This window comes from Pseudomonas sp. IT-P2 (assembly GCF_949767575.1).
Lineage (GTDB): Bacteria > Pseudomonadota > Gammaproteobacteria > Pseudomonadales > Pseudomonadaceae > Aquipseudomonas > Aquipseudomonas pharyngis.
In genome coordinates, this window is record NZ_CATKQA010000011.1 from 321,911 (window position 1) to 342,278 (window position 20,368).

20 protein-coding genes are annotated in these 20,368 nt (G+C 62.2%); 15 read left to right on the forward strand and 5 right to left on the reverse strand.

Annotation, left to right across the window (positions count from 1 at the left end; all coding sequences use genetic code 11):
• The first annotated feature begins 20 nt into the window (after positions 1-20).
• The 9 genes from ACM6JM_RS08310 to ACM6JM_RS08350 are packed head-to-tail and all read left to right on the forward strand — an operon-like array spanning position 21 to position 9,416.
• Positions 21-1,616: a ShlB/FhaC/HecB family hemolysin secretion/activation protein gene (locus ACM6JM_RS08310; protein WP_192564820.1), complete on the forward strand. Its 1,596-nt coding sequence runs from the start codon at positions 21-23 to the stop codon at positions 1,614-1,616.
• 14 nt (positions 1,617-1,630) lie between these two features.
• Positions 1,631-3,430, forward strand: coding sequence for a DUF2341 domain-containing protein (locus ACM6JM_RS08315; protein ID WP_414881651.1), 1,800 nt, complete (start codon positions 1,631-1,633; stop codon positions 3,428-3,430).
• Positions 3,431-3,441: 11 nt separating this feature from the next.
• Complete coding sequence (locus ACM6JM_RS08320; RefSeq protein ID WP_007955109.1) at positions 3,442-3,867, forward strand: ExbD/TolR family protein; 426 nt, start codon at positions 3,442-3,444, stop codon at positions 3,865-3,867.
• 3 nt (positions 3,868-3,870) lie between these two features.
• Complete coding sequence (locus ACM6JM_RS08325; RefSeq protein WP_414881652.1) at positions 3,871-4,575, forward strand: energy transducer TonB family protein; 705 nt, start codon at positions 3,871-3,873, stop codon at positions 4,573-4,575.
• A gap of 39 nt (positions 4,576-4,614) precedes the next feature.
• The gene (locus ACM6JM_RS08330) at positions 4,615-6,312 is read left to right on the forward strand and encodes a putative porin (RefSeq protein WP_007955107.1); all 1,698 of its coding nucleotides are present in this window, start codon (positions 4,615-4,617) and stop codon (positions 6,310-6,312) included.
• A 16-nt stretch (positions 6,313-6,328) separates the two neighbouring features.
• On the forward strand, positions 6,329-6,958 hold the full coding sequence (locus ACM6JM_RS08335) for a hypothetical protein (RefSeq protein ID WP_011333921.1): 630 nt from the start codon (positions 6,329-6,331) through the stop codon (positions 6,956-6,958).
• A 29-nt stretch (positions 6,959-6,987) separates the two neighbouring features.
• Complete coding sequence (locus ACM6JM_RS08340) at positions 6,988-7,455, forward strand: YbjN domain-containing protein (protein ID WP_039772356.1); 468 nt, start codon at positions 6,988-6,990, stop codon at positions 7,453-7,455.
• On the forward strand, positions 7,452-8,399 hold the full coding sequence (locus ACM6JM_RS08345) for a peptidylprolyl isomerase (protein ID WP_414881653.1): 948 nt from the start codon (positions 7,452-7,454) through the stop codon (positions 8,397-8,399). Before ACM6JM_RS08340 ends, ACM6JM_RS08345 begins: the two co-directional genes overlap by 4 nt.
• Before the next feature lie 39 nt (positions 8,400-8,438).
• Positions 8,439-9,416, forward strand: a complete 978-nt coding sequence (locus tag ACM6JM_RS08350) for a LysR family transcriptional regulator (protein WP_414881654.1) — start codon at positions 8,439-8,441, stop codon at positions 9,414-9,416.
• 153 nt (positions 9,417-9,569) lie between these two features.
• Here the strand turns inward: ACM6JM_RS08350 and ACM6JM_RS08355 are convergent, their stop codons facing one another.
• Entirely contained in the window at positions 9,570-9,941 is a 372-nt protein-coding gene (locus tag ACM6JM_RS08355) for a DUF6124 family protein (RefSeq protein ID WP_103386887.1), read from the reverse strand.
• A 410-nt stretch (positions 9,942-10,351) separates the two neighbouring features.
• Between ACM6JM_RS08355 and ACM6JM_RS08360 the strand changes: the two genes are divergently transcribed.
• Entirely contained in the window at positions 10,352-10,861 is a 510-nt protein-coding gene (locus ACM6JM_RS08360) for a GNAT family N-acetyltransferase (RefSeq protein ID WP_210710441.1), read from the forward strand.
• Between the two features lie 116 nt (positions 10,862-10,977).
• Positions 10,978-11,469, forward strand: a complete 492-nt coding sequence (locus tag ACM6JM_RS08365) for a hypothetical protein (protein WP_039772365.1) — start codon at positions 10,978-10,980, stop codon at positions 11,467-11,469.
• 132 nt (positions 11,470-11,601) lie between these two features.
• On the opposite strand, the gene ACM6JM_RS08370 is transcribed toward ACM6JM_RS08365, so the two are convergent.
• Positions 11,602-11,823: a hypothetical protein gene (locus tag ACM6JM_RS08370; RefSeq protein WP_074690898.1), complete on the reverse strand. Its 222-nt coding sequence runs from the start codon at positions 11,821-11,823 to the stop codon at positions 11,602-11,604.
• A gap of 15 nt (positions 11,824-11,838) precedes the next feature.
• Positions 11,839-13,266: a cytochrome-c oxidase, cbb3-type subunit I gene (ccoN, locus tag ACM6JM_RS08375; protein WP_085667259.1), complete on the reverse strand. Its 1,428-nt coding sequence runs from the start codon at positions 13,264-13,266 to the stop codon at positions 11,839-11,841.
• 255 nt (positions 13,267-13,521) lie between these two features.
• Here ccoN and ACM6JM_RS08380 point away from each other — a divergent pair, with 255 nt between their 5' ends.
• The 4 genes from ACM6JM_RS08380 to ACM6JM_RS08395 all read left to right on the forward strand — a co-directional run bounded on the left by ACM6JM_RS08380 (position 13,522) and on the right by ACM6JM_RS08395 (position 17,603).
• Positions 13,522-15,195, forward strand: a complete 1,674-nt coding sequence (locus ACM6JM_RS08380; protein WP_414881655.1) for a nitrite/sulfite reductase — start codon at positions 13,522-13,524, stop codon at positions 15,193-15,195.
• Positions 15,192-15,671: a DUF934 domain-containing protein gene (locus tag ACM6JM_RS08385; protein WP_064381827.1), complete on the forward strand. Its 480-nt coding sequence runs from the start codon at positions 15,192-15,194 to the stop codon at positions 15,669-15,671. The genes ACM6JM_RS08380 and ACM6JM_RS08385 overlap by 4 nt, the downstream gene beginning before the upstream one ends.
• A 129-nt stretch (positions 15,672-15,800) precedes the next feature.
• The gene (locus ACM6JM_RS08390; protein WP_236196655.1) at positions 15,801-16,775 is read left to right on the forward strand and encodes a hypothetical protein; all 975 of its coding nucleotides are present in this window, start codon (positions 15,801-15,803) and stop codon (positions 16,773-16,775) included.
• A 156-nt stretch (positions 16,776-16,931) separates the two neighbouring features.
• Complete coding sequence (locus ACM6JM_RS08395; protein ID WP_064596259.1) at positions 16,932-17,603, forward strand: DUF3313 domain-containing protein; 672 nt, start codon at positions 16,932-16,934, stop codon at positions 17,601-17,603.
• A 49-nt stretch (positions 17,604-17,652) separates the two neighbouring features.
• Here ACM6JM_RS08395 and ACM6JM_RS08400 read toward each other — a convergent pair whose 3' ends face one another.
• The gene (locus tag ACM6JM_RS08400; RefSeq protein WP_414881656.1) at positions 17,653-18,648 is read right to left on the reverse strand and encodes a DUF3829 domain-containing protein; all 996 of its coding nucleotides are present in this window, start codon (positions 18,646-18,648) and stop codon (positions 17,653-17,655) included.
• The gene (locus ACM6JM_RS08405; RefSeq protein ID WP_085667120.1) at positions 18,645-20,285 is read right to left on the reverse strand and encodes a J domain-containing protein; all 1,641 of its coding nucleotides are present in this window, start codon (positions 20,283-20,285) and stop codon (positions 18,645-18,647) included. Before ACM6JM_RS08405 ends, ACM6JM_RS08400 begins: the two co-directional genes overlap by 4 nt.
• Positions 20,286-20,368 lie beyond the last annotated feature (83 nt).

The following is a 20,368-nucleotide window of genomic DNA, read 5'->3' on the forward strand; positions in this document are numbered from 1 at the left end:
GCGAATTTTCAGGGGGTAGTGTGGATCAGATTTTCACGTCACGGCTGGCGCTGTGGGGCTGGCTGCTGGTGACGGCCGGTGCGCAGCCGGCGTTCGCCGAGGAGGCCGAAAACGCAGCGGCGCAGCGTCTGGTAGACGTCAACGAATACTTCGTGCGCGGCAACACCGTGCTCGATGCGCGGGCGATCGAAGAAGCGGTGTACCCGTTCCTCGGCCCGCAAAAAGCCTTGAGCGACATCGAAGGCGCGCGGGATGCCTTGCAGAAGGCCTATCAGGAACGTGGCTATCAATCGGTGTTCGTCGAACTGCCGGAGCAAGCGGTGGCCGACGGCATCGTCTACCTGCAAGTCAGCGAAACCAAGGTCGGCCGGGTCCGCGTGGTCGGCGCCAAACACTATTCTCCGCTGGATATCCGCGACAATGTCCCGGCGCTGAAGGAAGGCGAGGTGCCGGACTTCGCCAAGGTCCAGGGCGAACTGGCGCAACTCAACAAGACCCCGGGCCGCCAGGTGATGCCGCTGGTGCGCGAAGGTCAGCGCCCCGGCACCATGGACGTGGACTTGCAGGTCGAAGACCAGAACCCGTGGACCGCCAGCGTGGGTCTGAACAACGACTACAGCGCCGACACCGAAAAACTGCGCACCGTCACCAGCCTCGGCTACAACAACCTTTGGCAGCTGGGGCACAGCGTCAACCTGACGTTCTTCACCGCACCGCAAGAGACCGACAACGCCAAGGTCTGGTCGGGTTCCTACACCGCACCGCTGACCGAGCGCTGGAGCGTGCAGTTCTCCGGTTACCAGTCCGACAGCAACGTCGCCACCATCGGCGGCAGCAACGTGCTCGGCAAGGGCCATTCCTACGGCGTAGCGGCGATCTACACGATCCCGTCCAGCGGTAACTGGTCGAACTCGCTGTCGGCCGGCATCGACTTCAAGGACTTCGACGAGCGCCTGACCCTGTCCGGCGAGAGCGACAAGGTGCCGCTCAAATACGCGCCGTTCACCTTTGCCTACAACGGCTACCGCTACAGCGAAAAGAGTCAGCTCGGCCTTGGCCTGAGCCTGGTCGCCGCCACCCGCAGCATCTTCGGCTACGGCAGCTCCGACGAAGACTTCGACTACAAACGCTACCGCGCCAACCCGAGCTTCGCCGTGCTCAAAGGCGATACCAACTTCACCTGGACCTTCGACAGCGACTGGCAGAGCGCAAGCAAAGCCGCGTTCCAGCTGGCGTCCGGGCCGCTGGTTTCCAACGAACAATTCTCCGCCGGTGGCGCCACTTCGGTACGCGGTTATCTGGCTGCCGAACGCACCGCCGATGACGGTTTCCTGCTCAGCGAAGAGCTGCGCACACCGTCGCTGGCCAAGTACGTTGGCGGCTGGATGCAGGACTGGCGCTTCTACGCCTTCGCCGAAGGCGCGCAACTCTACCTGCGCGACGAACTGCCGGACCAGGACGCCAATTACGCCCTGGCCAGCGTCGGCCTCGGCACCCGCGCCAGCCTGAGCAAATGGCTGTCCGGCAGCCTCGACTGGGGCTACCCGCTACTCGAAGGGCCGAACACCTCGAAACAGGAATCGCGCCTGCACTTCAACCTTCAGGCCACTTTCTAACAGGAGCACTTTTCATGCAGCGCCTTTTCCTTTCGTTGTTGATCTGCCTGGGCTTCGTGCTCCCGGCCACGGCTCAGGCCTGGTGGCAGGACGACTGGCATTACCGCAAACAGATCGCCGTCGACACCACGCCGCAAGGTGCCGCGATCAATCAGGCCCTCGGCCGCACCGCGCTGCTGGTGCGCCTGCACACCGGCAACTTTACGTTTGACGGCGTGAAAGAGGACGGCTCGGACCTGCGCTTCGTCGCCGCCGATGACAAGACCGTGCTCAACCACCAGATCGAAAGCTTCGACGCGCTGATGGGCATGGCGCTGATCTGGATCGATGTGCCGAATGTCGAGGGTGGTCAGCGTCAGGACATCTGGATGTACTACGGCAATCAGAAAGCCCCGGCCACCGGCAACGGCCAACTGACGTTCGATCCGAATTACACCGCGCTCTATCACTTCGACGGCGCCACCGGCACCCCGGCGAAAGACACCACCGCTTACGGCAATACCGCGCAGAGCGCGACCGGCGCGGCCATTGACGGCGTAGTCGGGCGGGCCTTGCAGTTCAGCGGCCAGCCATTGCTGCTGCCGGCCAGTCCGTCGTTGCAGCACAACGCCGGCAGCGCGTTCACCTTCAGTGCCTGGCTGCGTCTGGATCAGGCCAATGGCGAACAACTGATCCTGGCCCGCCGCGAAGGCGCCAACAGCCTGCTGGTTGGTGTGAATCAGGGCGTGCCGTTCGTGGACATCGACGGCCAGCGCGCCGTGGCCACGCAGCCACTGAATCCGGGCCAATGGCAGCACGTCGCACTGACCGCTGAAGGCGCCAAAGTGACGCTGTACATCAACGGTCGCGAAAGTGCGGCATTGGCTCAGGCGATGCCGGCGTTCAACTCGGTCATGGCCATTGGTGCTGATCTTTCCCCGAGCGCGTTCCAGCCATTCGTGGGCGCCATTGATGAACTGCGCCTGTCGAAAGTCGCCCGTCCGGCGCCGCTGCTTTTGGCTGACGCTACCTCCCAGGGCGCCGAGTCGAAACTGGTCGCCTACGGCGTCGATGAAGAACAGTCCGGTTTCGGTTTCGGCAGCCTCGGCTTCCTGCTCAACGCGGTGCCTGTGGACGCCTGGGTGATCATCGCGGTGCTGGTGCTGATGATGTTCCAGTCGTGGATCATCATGCTGCGCAAGAACCGCACCCTGAGCCGCGTCACTGCTGCCAACGAAGACTTCCGCGTGCAATTCGCCAAGGTCGGCACTCGCCTGGAAATGTTTGCCGACGACACCCAACTCGCTCAGCGTCTGCAGCACTCGCCGCTGTGGCGCCTGTACCTGGTGGCGGTGAAAGAGATCCGCACCCGCCGCGAGCAGGGCGCCGATACCTCGTCGGTTTCCGCCGCAACCATCGAAGCCATCCGTTGCTCGATGGACGGTGTGCGCACCCGGGAAAACCAGCAACTGAGTTCGAAACTCTCGACCCTGTCCAACGCCATCGCCGGTGGCCCGTACATCGGCCTGCTCGGCACCGTGCTGGGGATCATGGTGGTGTTCCTCGGCACGGCCATGGCCGGCGACGTCAACATCAACGCCATCGCGCCGGGTATGGCCGCAGCCTTGCTGGCGACCGCCATGGGCCTGTTCGTCGCGATCCCGGCGCTGTTTGGCTACAACCGCCTGATCACCCGCAACAAGGAAGTCAGCGCCGACATGCGCGTGTTCGTCGACGAGTTCATTACCCGGCTGGCGGAGATGCACGGCGAAGGCCAGTCCAGTGAAGCTGCGCATCAGCGCGGTCATCACGCCAACCACTCCGTACCGGCCTGAGGAGCAAAGACATGGCGTCCGTAAATGCCTCCCACGACGATGACGAAGATGCCGCAGTGGACAGCATCAACATCACGCCTCTGGTGGACGTGCTGATGGTGGTGCTGGTGATGTTCATCCTCACCGCCACCGCGCAGGTCTCCGGGATCCAGATCAACCTGCCCAAGGCCAGCGCCGCGGTGTCGCTGTCCGAGGCCAAGACCAAGGCGATTTCGGTCAACGACGGCGGCCAGGTGTTCCTCGACGCCTACCCGGTAACCTTGCCGGAGCTGGAAGAACGCCTGCGCATCGAGAAGGCGCAGAACCCGGACTTCCCGGTGATCGTGCGCGGCGACGCCACGGTGCAATACCAGAAGGTCATCGAAGTGCTGGACCTGCTGCGCCGGCTCGAACTGTCCCAGGTCGGTCTCGTCACCGGCAAACCGACGCAGGGCTGAGTGATGACTGCACAACTGCCAATCGAGCCTTTGCCGGTGAAGAAGTCGCCACTGCGTTACGTGAAGTGGGGCGCCGGAGTGCTGCTGGGCGCCGTCGCGGCGTTCCTGCTGTGGCAGTGGGCCAACGACATGAGCGGCATCCGCCGGGAAGCGCCGAAGGTGCCGACAATCATTCCGTTGCCGCCACCGCCACCTCCGCCGCCGGAAAAACCGCCGGAGCCGGAAACCCCGGTCGAGGAAAAAATCGTCGAACCCGAGCCAACGCCCGAGCCGCAAGAGGTCAAGCCCGAGGAAGAAGCACCGCCATCGCCGGCAGACGATCTGGCCAACCCAATGCAGATCGACGGCGACGCTCAGAGCGGCAGCGACGCCTTCAACATCGGCGCGGGCAAGGGCGGCGGTATGGCCGGTTCCGGCGGCGGGCGACTGGGTAATGGCACCTACAGCCAGTTCCTGGCGTTCACTTTCCAGAAGCTGCTGCGCGAGAACCCCGACCTGCGCAACCTGGCGTTTTCGCTGCAGGCCGATGTGTGGCTGAGCAGCGTCGGCGAGATCACCCGGGTCGAGCTGATCAAGTCCAGCGGCAACCCCGAGATTGACAGTCAGGTGCTGGCCGCCTTGCGTAACGCGCCCCACCTGAGCGAACGGCCACCGGCCTCCATCACCTTGCCTGTGCGCATGTCCCTGCAAGGGCGACGTCCGGGTTAACCGAATTCATAAAGCTGTATGAAAAGGAGTTGTGTGCAGATGATTTCCAACGTGAATCGATTGTCCCTGGCGGTCGGCATGGTCATCGCGACCCTGGTCGGTCAGGCCGCGGCAGCGCCTGCGCCCTCGGAGAACGCCACGATCAATCTGATCCGCTTGCTGGTCGAGCAGGGCATTCTGAAACAGGACAAGGCCGACGCGCTGATCGCCCAGGCCCAGAACGAAGCGGCCCAGGCCAAGCAGGCTGCCGCATCCACCGCCGTGGCAGCCGGGCCGGTCGCCGCACCGGGCGATGTGCGGGTGCAATACGTACCGGCTGCGGTGCGCGACCAGATCCGCGATCAGGTCAAGGCCGAAGTCATGGCCACCGCCAAACAGGAAAACTGGGCTGCGCCCAACACCTTCCCGGACTGGGCGTCGCGCATCAGCTTCGACGGCGACATCCGTCTGCGTGACGAATCGCGCTACTACTCGGGCAGCAACAGCAACGAAATCGTCGACTTCGCCAAGCTCAACAACAACGGCCCGTACGACGTGAACCCCAACAGCAGCACCGCGCTGCCACCGTTGCTCAACACTCGCGAAGACCGCGAAAACCTGTTCCGCCTGCGCGCCCGGCTGGGCATGAAAGCAGTAATCTCGCCGGAATGGACCGCCGGCATCCGTATCGGCACCGGCTCGGACAACAACCCGGTGTCGACCACCCAGAACCTCGGCGGCGGTTTCTCGAAAAAAGACATCTGGCTCGATCAGGGTTACCTGACCTGGAAGCCGTCGGATGAGCTGACGCTGACCGGTGGCCGTTTCGCCAACCCGTTCATGTCCACCGACATGCTGTACTCCAACGACCTGAACTTCGACGGCGTGGCGGCGATTTTCGACCACAAGCTCAGCCGCGACTGGGGCGTATTCGGCACCGTCGGCGCGTTCCCGGTGGACTACACCAACGACACCACCACCAGCAACGGCTTCGACAAGGAAGAAAGCGACAACAAATGGCTGTACGGCGCGCAGATCGGCGCCAAATGGGCGATCAACAGCAACAACCGCTTGAAAGGCGCGCTGGCCTACTACCGCTTCGACGACATCGAAGGCCAGCGCTCCAGTCCTTGCGAACCCTGGGCCGGCGCGCCCGGCTGTGACAGCGACGGCACCCGTGCTGCGTTCATGCAGAAGGGCAACAGCGTGTTCCTGCTGCGTGACATCACGCCGAACCCGCTCAACCCGACCACCACGCCGCAACCGCAGTTCGTTGGTCTGGCGTCCGAGTTCAACTTGCTGGACCTCAACGTGGTGTGGGACGCCGACCTGCCGGAAGACTTCAAGCTGCGCAGTCAGGGCAACTACATCCACAACCTCGGCTACGACGAAGGCGACATGCGCAAGCGTTCGGCCGGGCAACTGGTCAATAACCTCGACAGCAACGGCAACATCGAAAGCGGTGCCAATGCGTGGATGGTCCAGTTCACCCTCGGCAACGCGCTGGAGCTGAAGAAGCAGGGCGACTGGAACCTGTTCGCCGGCTACAAGTACATCCAGCCGGATGCCTTGCCGGACGGCTTCAACGATTCGTCGTTCCACCTCGGCGGCACCAACGCCAAGGGCTACTTCCTGGGCGGCAATTACGGTCTGGCGAAGAACGTCTACGCCACCGGCCGCTGGCTGAGTTCGGAGGCGGTGTATGGCGCGCCGTTCGACATCGACGTCATGCAGCTTGAGATCAACACGCGCTTCTAAGCGCCGGGAGAGGGTTATGAAAATCCGCTGTTTATGGCTTGGGCTCGGGATGTTGATCGCCACCGGGGCGAGCGCCGAAGGCATGGAGGAGCGCCTGCGCACCCAGTTGCGCAGCACCACCCAGCAGCTGCAAACCCTGCAAAGCCAGCAGGCCCAGGCCAGCGCCGCGCAACTGGCGGCGCAGAACGAAGCCAAGGCTGCGCAGGCGCAAATCAAGCAATTGACCGCCGAACTGGCCAAGGCCAAAGGCCTCGCCGAGCAACTGGCCGGGCAGCAGCAAGCCCTGCACAGCCAGGCCCAGGCGCAAGTCGCGGCCAGCAACGAGCAGACCGGCAAGTTCAAAAAAGCCTATGACGAGTTGTTGGTCATGGCCCGTGCCAAAGAGGCAGAACGGTCTAAGCTTCAAGCGCAATTGACTGAACGTGACACACAAGTGCAGCAATGTTCGGTCAAGAATCAGCAGATGTACGGCGTGGCCAAGCAGATTCTCACCGCCTACGAAAACATCGATGTGGCCGAGGTGATGAAGATCCGCCAGCCCTTCGCCGGCAGTGCCCGGGTCAAGTTCGATGAACTGGCTCAGGGCTTCGGCGATGAACTGTACAAGACTCAATTCGATGCGCCGCAAGCCGCGATTGCGCACTGATTAAAAGACTCATGGACAAGGAAGAAGTAATGACTCAATTGATCTCCCACGTATCCCCGCAATCCCTGACCGACGTGCTGCAAGCTGCCGGTTACCGCGTCAATCAGACCGAACAGAACGGCATCGTCCAGTTGCTCAGCGCCAGCCAGGGCATCGGTTACGCCGTGCGTTTCGGCAACCCGGCGGTGGCGGAGCAGGGCAGCTACGTCGACTTCACCTTCAGCTGCGCCTTGCGCGTGCAGGGTGAGTTGCCGGCCGGTGTGGCCGAGCAGTGGAACGCGACGCGCCGGTTTGCCCGGTTGTCGTTGCAGGGCGAGTTTCTGGTGATGGAAATGGACGTGGTGGTGGCTGCTGGCGTCAGCGGCGATTACCTGCGCGGCAACCTGGAATTGTGGGATCGCCTGTTGCAGGAGTTCATCGTGTACCTGCGTGATTTCACCCAGAACGCTGCTGCCGCCCAGGCGCCAAAAGTTGAGCAAGAGGAAGTCGCGCTGTGACAAAACCTGCCATGGTAATCAGCGCCGCTGCGGTGGCGCTGTTGGTGGTCGCCGTGGCGCTGGTGGTGCGGCCGGGTAATGACCCGGTCGCCGCCCAGCAACCGGCGCCGGTCACTGCGGCGAACAGTGGGCCTGCGGTGGCGCGATTGGGCAATCAGCAGGTGTCGCCGGAGGAATTGCAGGCGCTGCTGGCGGCCGTCCCGCCGCAGACTCGTGAGCAACTGCGTGGCAATCGTGAGGCGCTGGAGCGCTGGATTCGTTCGCGCCTGGCCGAGAAAGCCGTGCTCGAACAGGCCGACGCCCAAGGCTGGGCGCAGCGTCCGGACGTGGTTCGGCAAACCCGCGCCGCCACCGAACAGATCGTGTTCCGCGACTATTTGCAGTCGGTGAGCCAAGTGCCGGCGGATTACCCGAGCGCCGCCGAGTTGCAGCAGGCGTACGACGCGGGCAAGGCCAACTGGCAGACGCCGGCGCTGTATCGGGTCAGCCAGATTTTCCTCGGGGTGAATGAGCCGCAGAATCTTGAGGCTGTACGCAAGCAGGCTGCGGAGTTGAGCAAGAAAGCCCAGGCAACTTCGGCGGACTTTGCAGCGCTGGCCAAGGAGTTTTCCCAGGATCGGCTCACCGCGGAACGCGGCGGCGACACCGGCCTGCAACCCTTGCAGCAACTGGTGCCGGAAGTGCGCGGTGCGGTGGCGCGACTCAAGGTTGGCGCGGTTTCCGATCCCGTTCAAAGCAGCGCCGGTTTCCACGTGATCAAACTCACCGAACAACAACCGGCCCGCACCGCGACCCTCGACGAATTGCGTGATCAACTGACCCAGGCCTTGCGGGCACAGCGTCAGGAGCAGATCGCCCAGGCGTATCTGGACGGCATGCTCAACACCGCGACGCTGAGCATCGACGGGGCCGAGCTCAATAAGGTGCTGGAGACCAAACCCTAAGCGCGGCACACCAAAACAAAGATCGACAGGGAGTCATCGATGTCATTCACCGAACCCGCAGCACGACAGAGCAGCGCCGATTTCCGCTGGCCCCGGGACAAGGACGAACCCTGGCTGGCGCAGGCCGCGACCCTCGACGGCGACGTCGCCCAATACTTTCTGGTCAGCGCCCGTTGCGGCTGCTTCATGCAGGCCGCCCGCAGCCTCAACGTGCGCTCGACCCTGCTGCGCAAGCAACTGGCGCAACTCGAACAGCAACTGCAATGCGCACTGTTCAGCTTTCAGGGCAGCGCCTTAAGCCTGACCCGCGAAGGCCTGCAATTGCAGGCGCAACTGATCGCTTTGGCCCACGAACGCAAGCTGCCGGTGATTGAGCAGCCCTTGATCAGGCTGGCCGTCGCCGAATCGATCCTGCATGACATCCTTGGCCGCGACCTCATCGCACTGCTGCGCCGCAACGCCAGCGTGCGCCTCGAAATCATCGCCCTCGACAGCGAACTGGCCCTGCGCGCGGTCAGCGCCGACATCGTGCTGTGGCTCGCCCACGGCGACACCCCGCATCCTGGCCCGACCTTCACCATCAGCGAACCGCAACGCCTTGCACAACTGGAATACCAGCCGCACATCGCCAAACGCTATTCGCGCGTGACTGCACGCCCGGAAAGCCCCGATGACCTCGCCGATTTCATGCTGGTGCAATGGCAGCACGATCGGCAGATCGACAGCTTTCGGCCGTGGAACGAACTGGTCGAACAGCGGTTGGCCGGGGTGGTGCAGATGCAGTCCTATGAGCTGATGCTGGAGATGATCCGGTGCAGCGCGTGCATCGGGTTGCTGCCGATGTACATGAGCCGGTTTGATCGCGGGTTGGTGGCGTTGCCGGGGTTGTTTGAGGAAGCGATGCGGTTGCAGGCGTGGTTGGCGGTGAACAGTGATTCGCAGAGTGTCGGGGAGGTGCAGGTGTTGGTCGAGTTGATTCAACGCACGTTCAATGAGCGACAGGAGTGGTTCGAATAACCACGCAGGTTTATAGATCGTTCCCACGTCGAGGCGTCGAACCGTCCGCGTGGGAATGCCTCAAGGGACGCTCCGCGTTCCAGCTCCGGAAGGGACGCGGAGCGTCCCGGGCTGCATTCCCACGCAGAGCGTGGGAACGATCAGGCGATCAGGTTACAGCGGCGCCTCGGCCTTCAACTCCAGATTATCCAGCGCCCGATTTACCGCCAGTTCACCCAGCATGATCAGTTGCGCAATGCCCAGCAGCACGTGTCGATGCGAACCGTCCACCAGCCCGGCGAAGTCGGTGGCCATGGTTTTGGCCGAGGTCAGGGTTTCGCAGGCGTCGGCCAGCAGTTCTTCGCTGTCGATGCCGGGGGCGATGAGGTAGCGGGTGTTGGGTTTGAGCAGCGGTTTTCTGGGGAGCAGGGGATTGAAGTAGTGATCGAGCGCGCGTTCGGCGGCTTCGTGGAAGGTCTTTGAATCGAGGGATTCGTAGGGCGAGGTGGTATCGGATTCGGGTGGGTTTGGCGTTGGTTTGATCATGGTAGTACTCCCTGATTGATGGAGCTGCCACGGTTCGCTGCGAAACGAATGGAGGTGGCAGCTGTACGCGGGTTCGCAGACCGGGAATCAAGGAACCCGGCATACCCGAAGGTATCCCGCGCACAACCGCCATTACGCGACCAGCAAAGAATGCTGAACGGAAACGACGCTCTGGGCGCCTTGATTGATCCGGGCTGCGAAACCCGATCGCTGATTCATCAGCGACCCGGAAACGATAGAGCCCGCCCTCAAGGCGCACAAGCCGGCGGATTCTGGCGGATGCGTAGGCAATGGCGCAAGCCGTTGTGGCTTGCCGGACGTTTCGGTCAACGGCTTTAAACAGTCGTGGCGAATCCGTGAAGAAGCGGTTTACAGTGACCGGCCACGCACTGATCCAGGAGGGATCTTTCATGCCTGAGCACAACCCCGCCATTCACCTTGAGCGCTACAACGAATCCCACGTCGAGGGCATCACCGCGCTCTATAACGACCCGGCCGTGACCCGGCAGGTGTTGCAGATGCCGTTTCAGACCACCGAGGTCTGGCGCAAACGCCTGGCGCCGGACAACGAGCGGGTGGTGCAACTGGTGGCGCTGCATCAGGGGGTGGTGATCGGCAATCTGGGGCTGGAGCAGTATTCACGAATTCGCCGCAGCCATGCGGGCAGTGTCGGCATGGCCGTTGCGGTGGCGTGGCAGGGCAAGGGTGTCGGTTCGAAGCTGTTGGCAACGGCGCTGGACATCGCCGACAACTGGATGAACCTGCACCGGGTCGAGCTTTCGGTGTACGCCGACAACGAGGCGGCCATCGGCCTCTATCGCAAGTTCGGCTTCGAAAATGAGGGCCTGTTCCGCGATTACGCCGTGCGTGATGGGCAATGGGTCGACACCTTGAGCATGGCGCGTCTGCGCAAACGCTGACCTTCTGTCCGTCAATGGTCGATGGGGCGACCGTGCAGGCAAATGACTTGCACGGCCGTCATCGGCATCTGCCATGCTCGGAGTCCGCAGCACTGCTTCCTCAAAGGAACACCGCAATGGACGACGTACAGCAACTGGGCGAAATGCTTCGCCACTATGCCGACAGCGAAGCGCACAAGAAGCAACTGTTCGAGACGCAATCGGCGACCTGGGCTACACGGATTACCGAGTTGTTCGGGCAGATTCAGCAATGGCTGGAACCGGTGCAGGCGCCGGGGTTGCTGGAGGTGAGCCGCGAGGCTTATGTGGCGTTCGGGCCGAGCACTCCGGTTGAGACCTCGACCTTCAAGACTGAAAAACTGAGCATCGTGATTGCCGGCAAACCGGTGGAGTTCGTGCCGGATGTGATGGGCAGCGGCGGGCAGATTTCGCTGGCGGTGATGGGGTTGACGGCGGCGCGGTATGGGAGTGTTTCGTTGGTGGGACTGCCGGGCGGGGAGTGGCAGTGGCGCAAGACCAATGGGTTGAAGGATCCGGATACCTTTGCCTTCGACGCGAATTTCCTCGCGCAGCAATTGCAAAGCCTCATCCCCCGCGACCGAGGTTGACACACTTGATCGTTCCCACGCTCTGCGTGGGAATGCAGCCCGGGACGCTCCGCGTCCCTTCCGGAGCTGGAACGCGGAGCGTCCCTTGAGGCATTCCCACGCAGAGGGTGGGAACGATCAGTAAGGGGTGGCTCACATTTCGAGGTTGATCCAGCCCGGTTTGGCTATCTCCGGCGCCACCGCTTTCACGGTTTTACCGGTGGCCATCTCAACCCGCCGCGCCACCTCCGGATCATCCGCAAACGGCGTCAGACTCGCCTCATCCAGACTTTCGGCCGTCTCGTGCCGCAAGCAGTACTCAACCGCCAGCCACAGAAACACCACGCCCAACACATTCAATAAAACATCGAACATGACCAGCTCCCTTGATCAGGCGATCTGCGCTTCACGATGGGCAATCGCAACATCCGCCACTCGCACCGTGCGCCACACGTTGTAGGCCATCAGCAACATGCCGCTGAGGAAAAACACCCCGCCGGCAAACCGCACGACAAACCCAGGATGGCTGGCCTGCAACGCCTCGACGAACGAATAAGTCAGCGTGCCATCCTCGTTGATCGCCCGCCACATCAGGCCCTGAGTAATCCCGTTGACCCACATCGAAGCTATGTACAACACCGTGCCAATGGTCGCCAGCCAGAAGTGCAGGTTGATCAGCGGCGTGCTGTGCATGCGCTCGCGGCCAAACACCTTGGGCACCATGTGATAGGTCGCGCCGAAGGTGATCATCGCCACCCAGCCCAGTGCCCCCGCGTGGACGTGGCCGATGGTCCAGTCGGTGTAGTGGGAGAGGGCGTTGACGGTCTTGATCGCCATCATCGGCCCTTCGAACGTCGACATGCCGTAGAACGCCAGCGATAGAACGAGGAAACGCAGGATCGGGTCGGTGCGCAATTTATGCCACGCGCCGGAGAGGGTCATCATCCCGTTGATCATGCCGCCCCAGCTCGGCGCCAACAGGATCAGCGACATCGCCATGCCCAGCGACTGCGCCCAGTCCGGCAGCGCGGTGTAATGCAAATGGTGCGGGCCGGCCCAGATGTACAGGGTGATCAGCGCCCAGAAATGCACGATCGACAAGCGATACGAATACACCGGCCGATTCACTTGCTTGGGCACGAAGTAATACATCATCCCGAGGAACCCGGTGGTCAGGAAGAAGCCCACCGCGTTGTGCCCGTACCACCACTGCACCATGGCGTCGGTGGCGCCGGAATACACCGGATAGGACTTGAACCAGTCCACCGGAATCGACAGGTGATTGACCACGTGCAGCATGGCGATCACCAGAATGAACGCGCCGAAGAACCAGTTGCCGACGTAGATATGTTTGGTCTTGCGCTGCACCACGGTGGTGAAGAACACCACGGCGTACGCGACCCAGACCACGGCCATCCACACCGCGCCGGAGAATTCGATCTCGGCGTATTCCTTGGTGGTGGTGTAGCCCAGCGGCAGGGTGACCAGCATGATCACGATCACCGATTGCCAACCCCAGAAGGTGAAGGCGGCGAGTTTGTCCGAGTACAGCCGCACCTGGCAGGTGCGCTGCACGGCGTAATAACTGGCGGCGAATTGCGCGCTGCCGGCGAAACCGAAAATCACCAGGCTCGTGTGCAAGGGTCGCAAGCGGCCAAAGGTGGTCCACGGCAGGTCCAGATTCATCTCCGGCCATACCAGTTGCGAGGCGATCCATACCCCCATCGCCATGCCCACGACACCCCAGAAAACAGTCGCGATGACGAATTGGCGGACGACCTTGTAGTTGTAAGCCTGTCCGATTGTTGCTGTGCTCATGGTCAGTTCATCCACGGTTGCAAAGTCTTGCCAGGCCACCCGGTCTGGCACGAGCTGCACTGTAGAAACCCCACCGGAAACAAAACAGGCTCAGGAATTGATCATTTATGCGGATCAGATCCAGGCGCTGCCTGCGGCCATCTGCCGCGTCCTGATACGGTTTTTATGCGTTCAGGTGAATCTGTAACCGGCTGCGCTGCAACGTCATAGTGCTTTTACAAAACTGTGGGAAACTCCTGATGAGGTGGCAGTTGCATGTATCAATACGATGATTACGACCGGGCGCTGGTGTTCGAGCGCGTTGCGCAGTTTCGCGATCAGGTCGAGCGCTTCATGGCCGGGGAGTTGAGCGAAGAAGAGTTCCTGCCGCTGCGCCTGCAAAACGGCCTGTACATGCAAAAGCACGCGTACATGCTGCGGGTGGCCATTCCTTACGGCACGCTGAGCGCCGAACAGATGCGCACACTGGCAAGCATCGCCCGGGACTACGACCGTGGTTACGGCCACTTCACCACCCGGCAAAACATACAGTTCAACTGGATCGAACTGCACGAGGTGCCGGACATTCTCGAGCGTCTGGCGCAGGTCAACATGCATGCGATCCAGACCTCGGGCAATTGCGTGCGCAACATCACCACCGAAGCCTTCGCCGGGGTCGCGGCGGACGAGTTGATCGACCCGCGTCCGCTGGCGGAAATCCTGCGGCAATGGTCGACGATCAACCCGGAATTCCTGTTCCTGCCGCGCAAGTTCAAGATCGCCATCTGCTCGGCGAAGCAGGATCGCGCGGCAATCATGATGCACGACATCGGTCTCTACCTTTACCCCGGCCGTGACGGCCAGATGCTGCTGCGAGTGATCGTCGGCGGCGGTCTGGGGCGCACGCCGATCCTCGGTCTGCAAATCCGCGATGGCCTGCCGTGGCAGCACTTGCTGTCCTACGTCGAGGCGGTGCTGCGGGTTTACAACCGCCACGGCCGACGCGACAACAAGTACAAGGCGCGGATCAAGATTCTGGTGAAGGCGCTGGGTATTGAAGCGTTCGCCAAAGAGGTCGAGGAGGAATGGCAACACCTCAAGGACGGCCCGGCGCAACTGACCGAGGATGAATACCAGCGGGTCGCCAGTGCTTTCGTGCCGCCGAGCTTTCGCACATTGGCGGGCACCGATCTGGATTTCGGCACGCACCTGGCGGAGAACCCGGCGTTCGCCCGTTGGGTCGCGCGCAACGTGCAACCGCATAAAGTGCCGGGCTACACCAGCGTGGTGCTGTCGACCAAACCGGGCCTGGCTTCACCGCCGGGGGACGTGACTGATGCGCAGATGCAGGCCGTGGCCGACTGGTCCGAGCGTTTCGGCTTCGGCGAAATCCGCATCGCCCACGAGCAGAACATCGTCCTGCCGGATGTGCCCAAGTCCGAGCTGTTCTCGTTGTGGCAACTGGCGAAAGAGCAGGGGCTGGGCGCCGCCAACGTCGGTCTGCTGACCGACATCATTGCCTGCCCCGGCGGAGATTTCTGTGCGCTGGCCAATGCCAAATCGATCCCGATTGCCCAGGCGATTCAGGCGCGGTTCGACAACCTCGATTACCTGCATGATCTGGGCGACATCAGCCTGAACATCTCCGGCTGCATGAACGCCTGCGGCCATCACCACATTGGCAATATCGGGATTCTCGGCGTCGATAAAAACGGCAGCGAGTGGTACCAGATCACCCTCGGCGGCGCGCAGGGCAAAAACAGCGCACTGGGCAAAGTCATCGGCCCGTCGTTCAGCGCCGCCGAAGTGCCGCAGGTGATCGAGCGGATCATCGGCACCTTCGTCCGTTATCGCGAGGCCGAAGAACTGTTCGTCGATACCGTGGCGCGCATCGGACTGGAGCCGTTCAAGGAACGGGTCTACCCGAAAGCGCTGGAGGTGCCGGCATGAACAATCTGTTGCGCATGGAGGCGAGTGGGGCGCGGATCGTGCTCGATGATCCGTGGACGCTGATCCGCTCGCCCGAAACGGCTGACAGCACTGAAATGTTGATTCTGCCGCTGGCCCACTGGCTCGAATCACCCTCGACTCACGCGGTCTGGCTGGGCCCGGACGACGGCGTTGAAAGCCTGCTGCCATGGCTGGCCTCGCTGCCCCTGATCGCCCTCGACTTCCCGAGCTTTCGCGACGGCCGCGCCTACAGCCAGGCCTATCTGCTGCGCAGTCGTTTCGGCTGGAAAGGCGAGTTGCGCGCCATCGGCGATGTACTGCGCGACCAGCTCAGCCACATGCGCCAGTGCGGTTTCGACAGCTTCGCCGTGCGCGAGGACAAATCCGCCGAGGATGCGCTCAAGGGCCTGGCCGGGATGAGCGTGTTGTACGGGCGCTCGGTGATCGAGCCGCGACCGTTGTTCCGGCGCCGGTGATGCAGGGGAAACCCTTAGAACCCTGATGAATCGGGGATTTTTCCTTGGGTCGATGGTGGCCTTTTGGTAGAGTCCCCGTCGCCAGCGGGTTTTCGGCTGGACGACGGAACGAAGAAGGGAGTCTGATCAGTGAGTCCGGGCAAAAAAATTCTGGGCCTCACCGCGTTGCTGTTGATGGTGACGCTGTGGGCCGGTTACATCTACGTATTCAACGAAAACCGTGGCGGTCAGCTCGGTGGCGTCGGCGAAAGCACCGCGTGGTGCGGCACGCCGCCGAACACCGAAGCGGCGCTGCTGGGCAAGGATCAGCTGACCCTGCGCATCACCAACAACCTGCGCGGCGAGTTCATGCTCAGCGGCGCGGTAGTGGTCTCCGAACGCACCTTCAACCGCTATGACCTGGGCCGCAACGAACTGCGTCTGCGCCTGGAGCCGTTGCAGTGGTCTTTTGGCGTCACGCCGATCTTCCTCGAACAGGTGAAAGTCCTGCCCCTGAGCCGCAACCTCGCCTCGACCGACAAGAGCGCCTTCGCCGAACTCGAATCGCGGCCGATCAGCGTCCAGGGCCGGGTCACCGAGTTTCCTTTCGACACCTATCGCTACGGCTACAAGCCAGTCCTGTATTACCTCAAGGGTAGCGAGCGCATCGACCTGCGCTTCAAGAACATCACCACGCTGATGGAGATGTCCAACACCTTCACGCCGATCCAGAAGTACAACCGCGCCGACTACATCAACGAGAAAAACTCGATGATCCGCGACGAGGACTACAAGGCCTACGGCCCCCACGAATGCGCGTTCAGCGTCGAGCGCAAGGGCTCGTTCAAGGTTGTGGTGCTGTTGATGCTGCTGGTGCTGTGCCTGCCGTTGCTGCTGGTGTTCTACCGCGATGAGCCGGGGATCGACTTCCTCGCCACGCTGGTCGGAATCGGTGTGGTGCGCACGGTGCTTGTGGGGCCGGTGCAGGATTTCCAGCTGTACAACATTGATTTTCTGTTCGGTGCGGCGATTTTGCTGGTGGGCACGGTGTCGCTGATCAAGGCGATGCGGGCGAACAGTCGACGGGAGATGGCGTTGCGCAGCGGAGAGACTTCGAGCTGGTAGAAGAAAGCCTTGAGCGCCTGTGATGGTCCGGACCTTTCAAAGGTCCGGACCCGACGTTGCGCAATGTTGGGGTTTCTGATCGCAAACGGCGCGAATTTAGCTATACCTGTAACTCCCCCGACGCAATAAATTCGGCCTTCCGACAGGAGTTACAGCATGAAGCTAGCCGTAATGATGAGCACCCTGTGCATTGCCACGCTGGGCGTGGTGGGTTGCTCCAGCAAAACCGTCGCACCCGACGAGTACTCAGGCTTCCTCAAGGACTACAGCCAGCTGAGGGAGGCCAAATCCCCGTCGGGGGCCGAAGTGATGCGCTGGATCGACCCGAAAGTCGACATCGGCAAATTCACCAGCTTCTACGTCGAACCGACCCAGCTCTATCCCAAACCGCAACCCACCGTGAAGATTCCGCAGCAGACCCTCAACGGCATCACCAGCTACTACGATCAGGCGCTCAAGCGTGAACTGGGTAAATCCTTGCCGCTGGCCTCAGGCCCCGGGCCGGGTGTGATTGTGGTGCGCGCCGCCATCACCGCCGTGAGCAGCAAGACCGAAGGCCTGCATGCTTATGAGGTGATTCCGGTGGCGTTGGTGGCGGCAGCGGTCAGTACCGCCAGCGGCATTCGCGATCAGGAAACCACGTTGGCGACCGAAGCGGTGTTCCTCGATGGCGGCACCAACAAGGTGGCGGCGCAGGTGGTGCGCAAAGGCACCGGCAAACCGCTGGAAAACGATTCGCAGGTGATGAAGGCCGATGACGTGAAAAGCGTGATCGATGGCTGGGCGGCGGATCTGCATCAGTCCTACCTCAAGCTCAAGGCCAAGTAAGACCGGCACGCCGGGTCGCCTCTGAGGACGATCCGGCGTGTGCACTACGTCAGAAGCTGGCGCGGGCCAGGCGGTTGTAATGGCTGAGCAAGCCGTCGTAACGGCGGGTCACGGCGTAGTAGTCCTCGCTCAAACGCTCGGGCTTGGCGTGGTTCTGCCAGTCGGCTTGCAGGGTGTTCAATGCTTCGAGATAGTTTTGCCCCGGCTCGCCGATGCGCAGCCACAGATCCCGTGCGGCATCAGTCTTGTTCTGGAATCCACCCGTGCGCGGTGCGAGCCAGGGTTCGCGACGGTTCCACGCCTGTTGCAACTTCGCGGTGGTGTCGGCCAGCAATTTTGGGGTCAGAGTGCGATTTTTCATCGCTTCGTCGAGCACGTCGACGGTCTCCCGCGCCTGAATCATGTACGCCAGCAAGTCCCAGTGAATGTCCCTGCCCAGACGAGCCTCGATCAGCTTGAGCTGTTCGGGACGCTGCGCAGCGTCGAGCGGCAGCAGGCTTTGCCGCAGAGCCGTCGAGGCGTCGATGTACTCCTGTGAAACGCGCTCGATCGCAGCCAGTTCTCCAGGGGAGGGCTGTTGCGACCCGGAGGTGAAACTCGCCTCCCGGTAAAACCGCGTGGGTGCAATGGTGGTCGTAACGTGACTCAGCGCCCGGACGTACTCGTTGGCCTGTCGCGCCAGTTCAGGCTGCCATTCCAGCAGTTCGAGTTTTTCCGTGAGGCCCTGACCGCAGACATCGCGCTGAATGTCTCGCACATTGAACGCGTCGCTGTCGTCGAAATCCTTGAGGCTCTTCAACCAGCGTTGGTCGCGAGGCACGGGCGGTTGAGGGTTCTTGTAGCGGTCGTAGGCCACTCGCCATTGCACGTCGATCCGGTTGACGCAGGCGATCACCGGGCTCAGGGCATTGGCTTGAGCGGTGAGCGGCGCATCGCGCCCGTCCAGCCAGAGATCGAGCTGGAGGAAAGGCCGGATCGCGCCCGTCAGCCCCATGATCACCAGCGCGAAGAAGATCCCGACGCAAAACATCAATCTGGTGGTCATGGGCGCGCCTCCTTGCCGTACCACTGTTCAACGGTGGCCGGTGCGCTGCATTCGGCGGTGGTGGCCGGCAAGCGGCTGCACAGGCGTTCGGTCCAGGGTTGCAGGCCCTGATTGCGATTGACCGTGCCTTGGCTGGCGACCACTTTGAATACGCCGAGCACGAGGGCCAGCACCAGAATTCCGAGGATCGTCACGCCGACTTTCACGGCAGGTCGGCTTTCTTCCCAGGACACCCGCGGCCTGGACTGCCAGCGGCGCACCAGTCCGAAGGTCGCCAGGGTCGCGGCGTACACCCCGCCGGCAATCGGGCCGAAAAACCAGCCGAGCCCGGCCACCATCAATGCGCCGGGCACCAGGTCGCGCAGCACGCCGAACGGCGGCGAGTCTTTGAAAACTCCGGGGCAAAGAGCGGCGCTGAGCCGGTCATCCAGCCGCCATACGCGATGAGCAACGTTGTGCACCAGCCAATTGAGCCCGGCCACGATCACGCCAAACACCACGGTCGAGATCATGACGATATTGATCAACCCACTGAGGCGCACACCCAACGGAATGTAATGGGTGAACGCGCCAATCAGGCAGGCCAGCACCACGCCCACGTAGGTCGGCCAGTCATTGAAGCTCAGTTCCCAGCTTTGCCAGAAAAACGCCGTGCCGCCGGGCATCTGCGCGCAGACCTTGGGGTGATTGGCGTACAGCTCCGAACTCAACTTGCGGCATTGCGCCCAGTCGTCCTCGCGCAGGCGTCGGGCCAGTGCGCGACGGGCGCTGAACGAGCCGGTGCCCAGCAGCAGGCGGGCGGCGCGGTGTTCGGGGGTGACAGCGGGCTCCGTGGCCAGTTGTTGCTGGTGAGCCAGGAAAAGCGGCGCATTCTGGCGAGCCAGCAGGCGTTGCCATTCGCCGTCAGGGCAGGGATTTCCCGTGCAGCCGTGCCAGCCTTGATTGTTGCGCACCCGTTCGAAAATCTCGGGAGACCAGACCGGGGCATCCAGCAGTAAATGGCTGAGCATCCGGTTGAACCATTCCTGTTGCAGTGCAATCGCGAGCCAGTTGTGCTCCCCGCAACGCTCGTAGGCCTGGAGGAAACCTTCAACGTCTTCGCGTTCAAGGGCATCGTGCATCGGTTGCACAATGCGCGCGCGTTGTCGATCCAGCAACAGGTCTATCGATATGTGGTCGAGTTCGAGGCGTTGCCAGGCGCTGAACCAGAAGAAGGTCGGGATGGCCCAGTCCACCAGCGTCTGCGAAGTCTCAGGGTGTTCAATGCAATGATGCAGCACCGTGTCTTCGAAGATGTGCGCGCAGCCCTCTTCGCGGGTGATGGCAAGGCGACGGTTCAGCTCTTCGATGCCGAGCCCGTCCAGCGGGCGGATCGCCAGTTTCAGGGCATCGACCTCGACCACGGTAAGACCGCTCAGGTCCCAGGACTCTTGAATGTCCTGATTCTGCTCCTCATCCTGCTCTTCGTACCGCTGCCATGCCTTGTAGGCCAGCGCCTGCTCATAGGCTTCGCGCAGCCGCTGGAAACCCTCGGGGTCGTCGTCGGGGCGGGTCTGTTTGAGCAGGACGGCATATTGGCGTTTGATCGTGCGCACATCGGCGTCGGCCGACAGGCCAAGGACGGTCCAGCAACTCATTGCGATGACAACTCCATAAAAACCGCGACGCGATCCAGTGGTGGCATTGTGATGTTGCGCACCCTACCTGTTTCGCGCCGAAA

Coding starts and splice junctions, on each gene's coding strand:
- ACM6JM_RS08315 (WP_414881651.1), top strand. CDS start 1,631: ATGCAGCGCCTTTTCCTTTCGTTGTTGATCTGCCTGGGCTTCGTGCTC.
- ACM6JM_RS08320 (WP_007955109.1), top strand. CDS start 3,442: ATGGCGTCCGTAAATGCCTCCCACGACGATGACGAAGATGCCGCAGTG.
- ACM6JM_RS08325 (WP_414881652.1), top strand. CDS start 3,871: ATGACTGCACAACTGCCAATCGAGCCTTTGCCGGTGAAGAAGTCGCCA.
- ACM6JM_RS08330 (WP_007955107.1), top strand. CDS start 4,615: ATGATTTCCAACGTGAATCGATTGTCCCTGGCGGTCGGCATGGTCATC.
- ACM6JM_RS08335 (WP_011333921.1), top strand. CDS start 6,329: ATGAAAATCCGCTGTTTATGGCTTGGGCTCGGGATGTTGATCGCCACC.
- ACM6JM_RS08340 (WP_039772356.1), top strand. CDS start 6,988: ATGACTCAATTGATCTCCCACGTATCCCCGCAATCCCTGACCGACGTG.
- ACM6JM_RS08350 (WP_414881654.1), top strand. CDS start 8,439: ATGTCATTCACCGAACCCGCAGCACGACAGAGCAGCGCCGATTTCCGC.
- ACM6JM_RS08355 (WP_103386887.1), bottom strand. CDS start 9,941: ATGATCAAACCAACGCCAAACCCACCCGAATCCGATACCACCTCGCCC.
- ACM6JM_RS08360 (WP_210710441.1), top strand. CDS start 10,352: ATGCCTGAGCACAACCCCGCCATTCACCTTGAGCGCTACAACGAATCC.
- ACM6JM_RS08365 (WP_039772365.1), top strand. CDS start 10,978: ATGGACGACGTACAGCAACTGGGCGAAATGCTTCGCCACTATGCCGAC.
- ACM6JM_RS08370 (WP_074690898.1), bottom strand. CDS start 11,823: ATGTTCGATGTTTTATTGAATGTGTTGGGCGTGGTGTTTCTGTGGCTG.
- ccoN (WP_085667259.1), bottom strand. CDS start 13,266: ATGAGCACAGCAACAATCGGACAGGCTTACAACTACAAGGTCGTCCGC.
- ACM6JM_RS08380 (WP_414881655.1), top strand. CDS start 13,522: ATGTATCAATACGATGATTACGACCGGGCGCTGGTGTTCGAGCGCGTT.
- ACM6JM_RS08385 (WP_064381827.1), top strand. CDS start 15,192: ATGAACAATCTGTTGCGCATGGAGGCGAGTGGGGCGCGGATCGTGCTC.
- ACM6JM_RS08395 (WP_064596259.1), top strand. CDS start 16,932: ATGAAGCTAGCCGTAATGATGAGCACCCTGTGCATTGCCACGCTGGGC.
- ACM6JM_RS08400 (WP_414881656.1), bottom strand. CDS start 18,648: ATGACCACCAGATTGATGTTTTGCGTCGGGATCTTCTTCGCGCTGGTG.
- ACM6JM_RS08405 (WP_085667120.1), bottom strand. CDS start 20,285: ATGAGTTGCTGGACCGTCCTTGGCCTGTCGGCCGACGCCGATGTGCGC.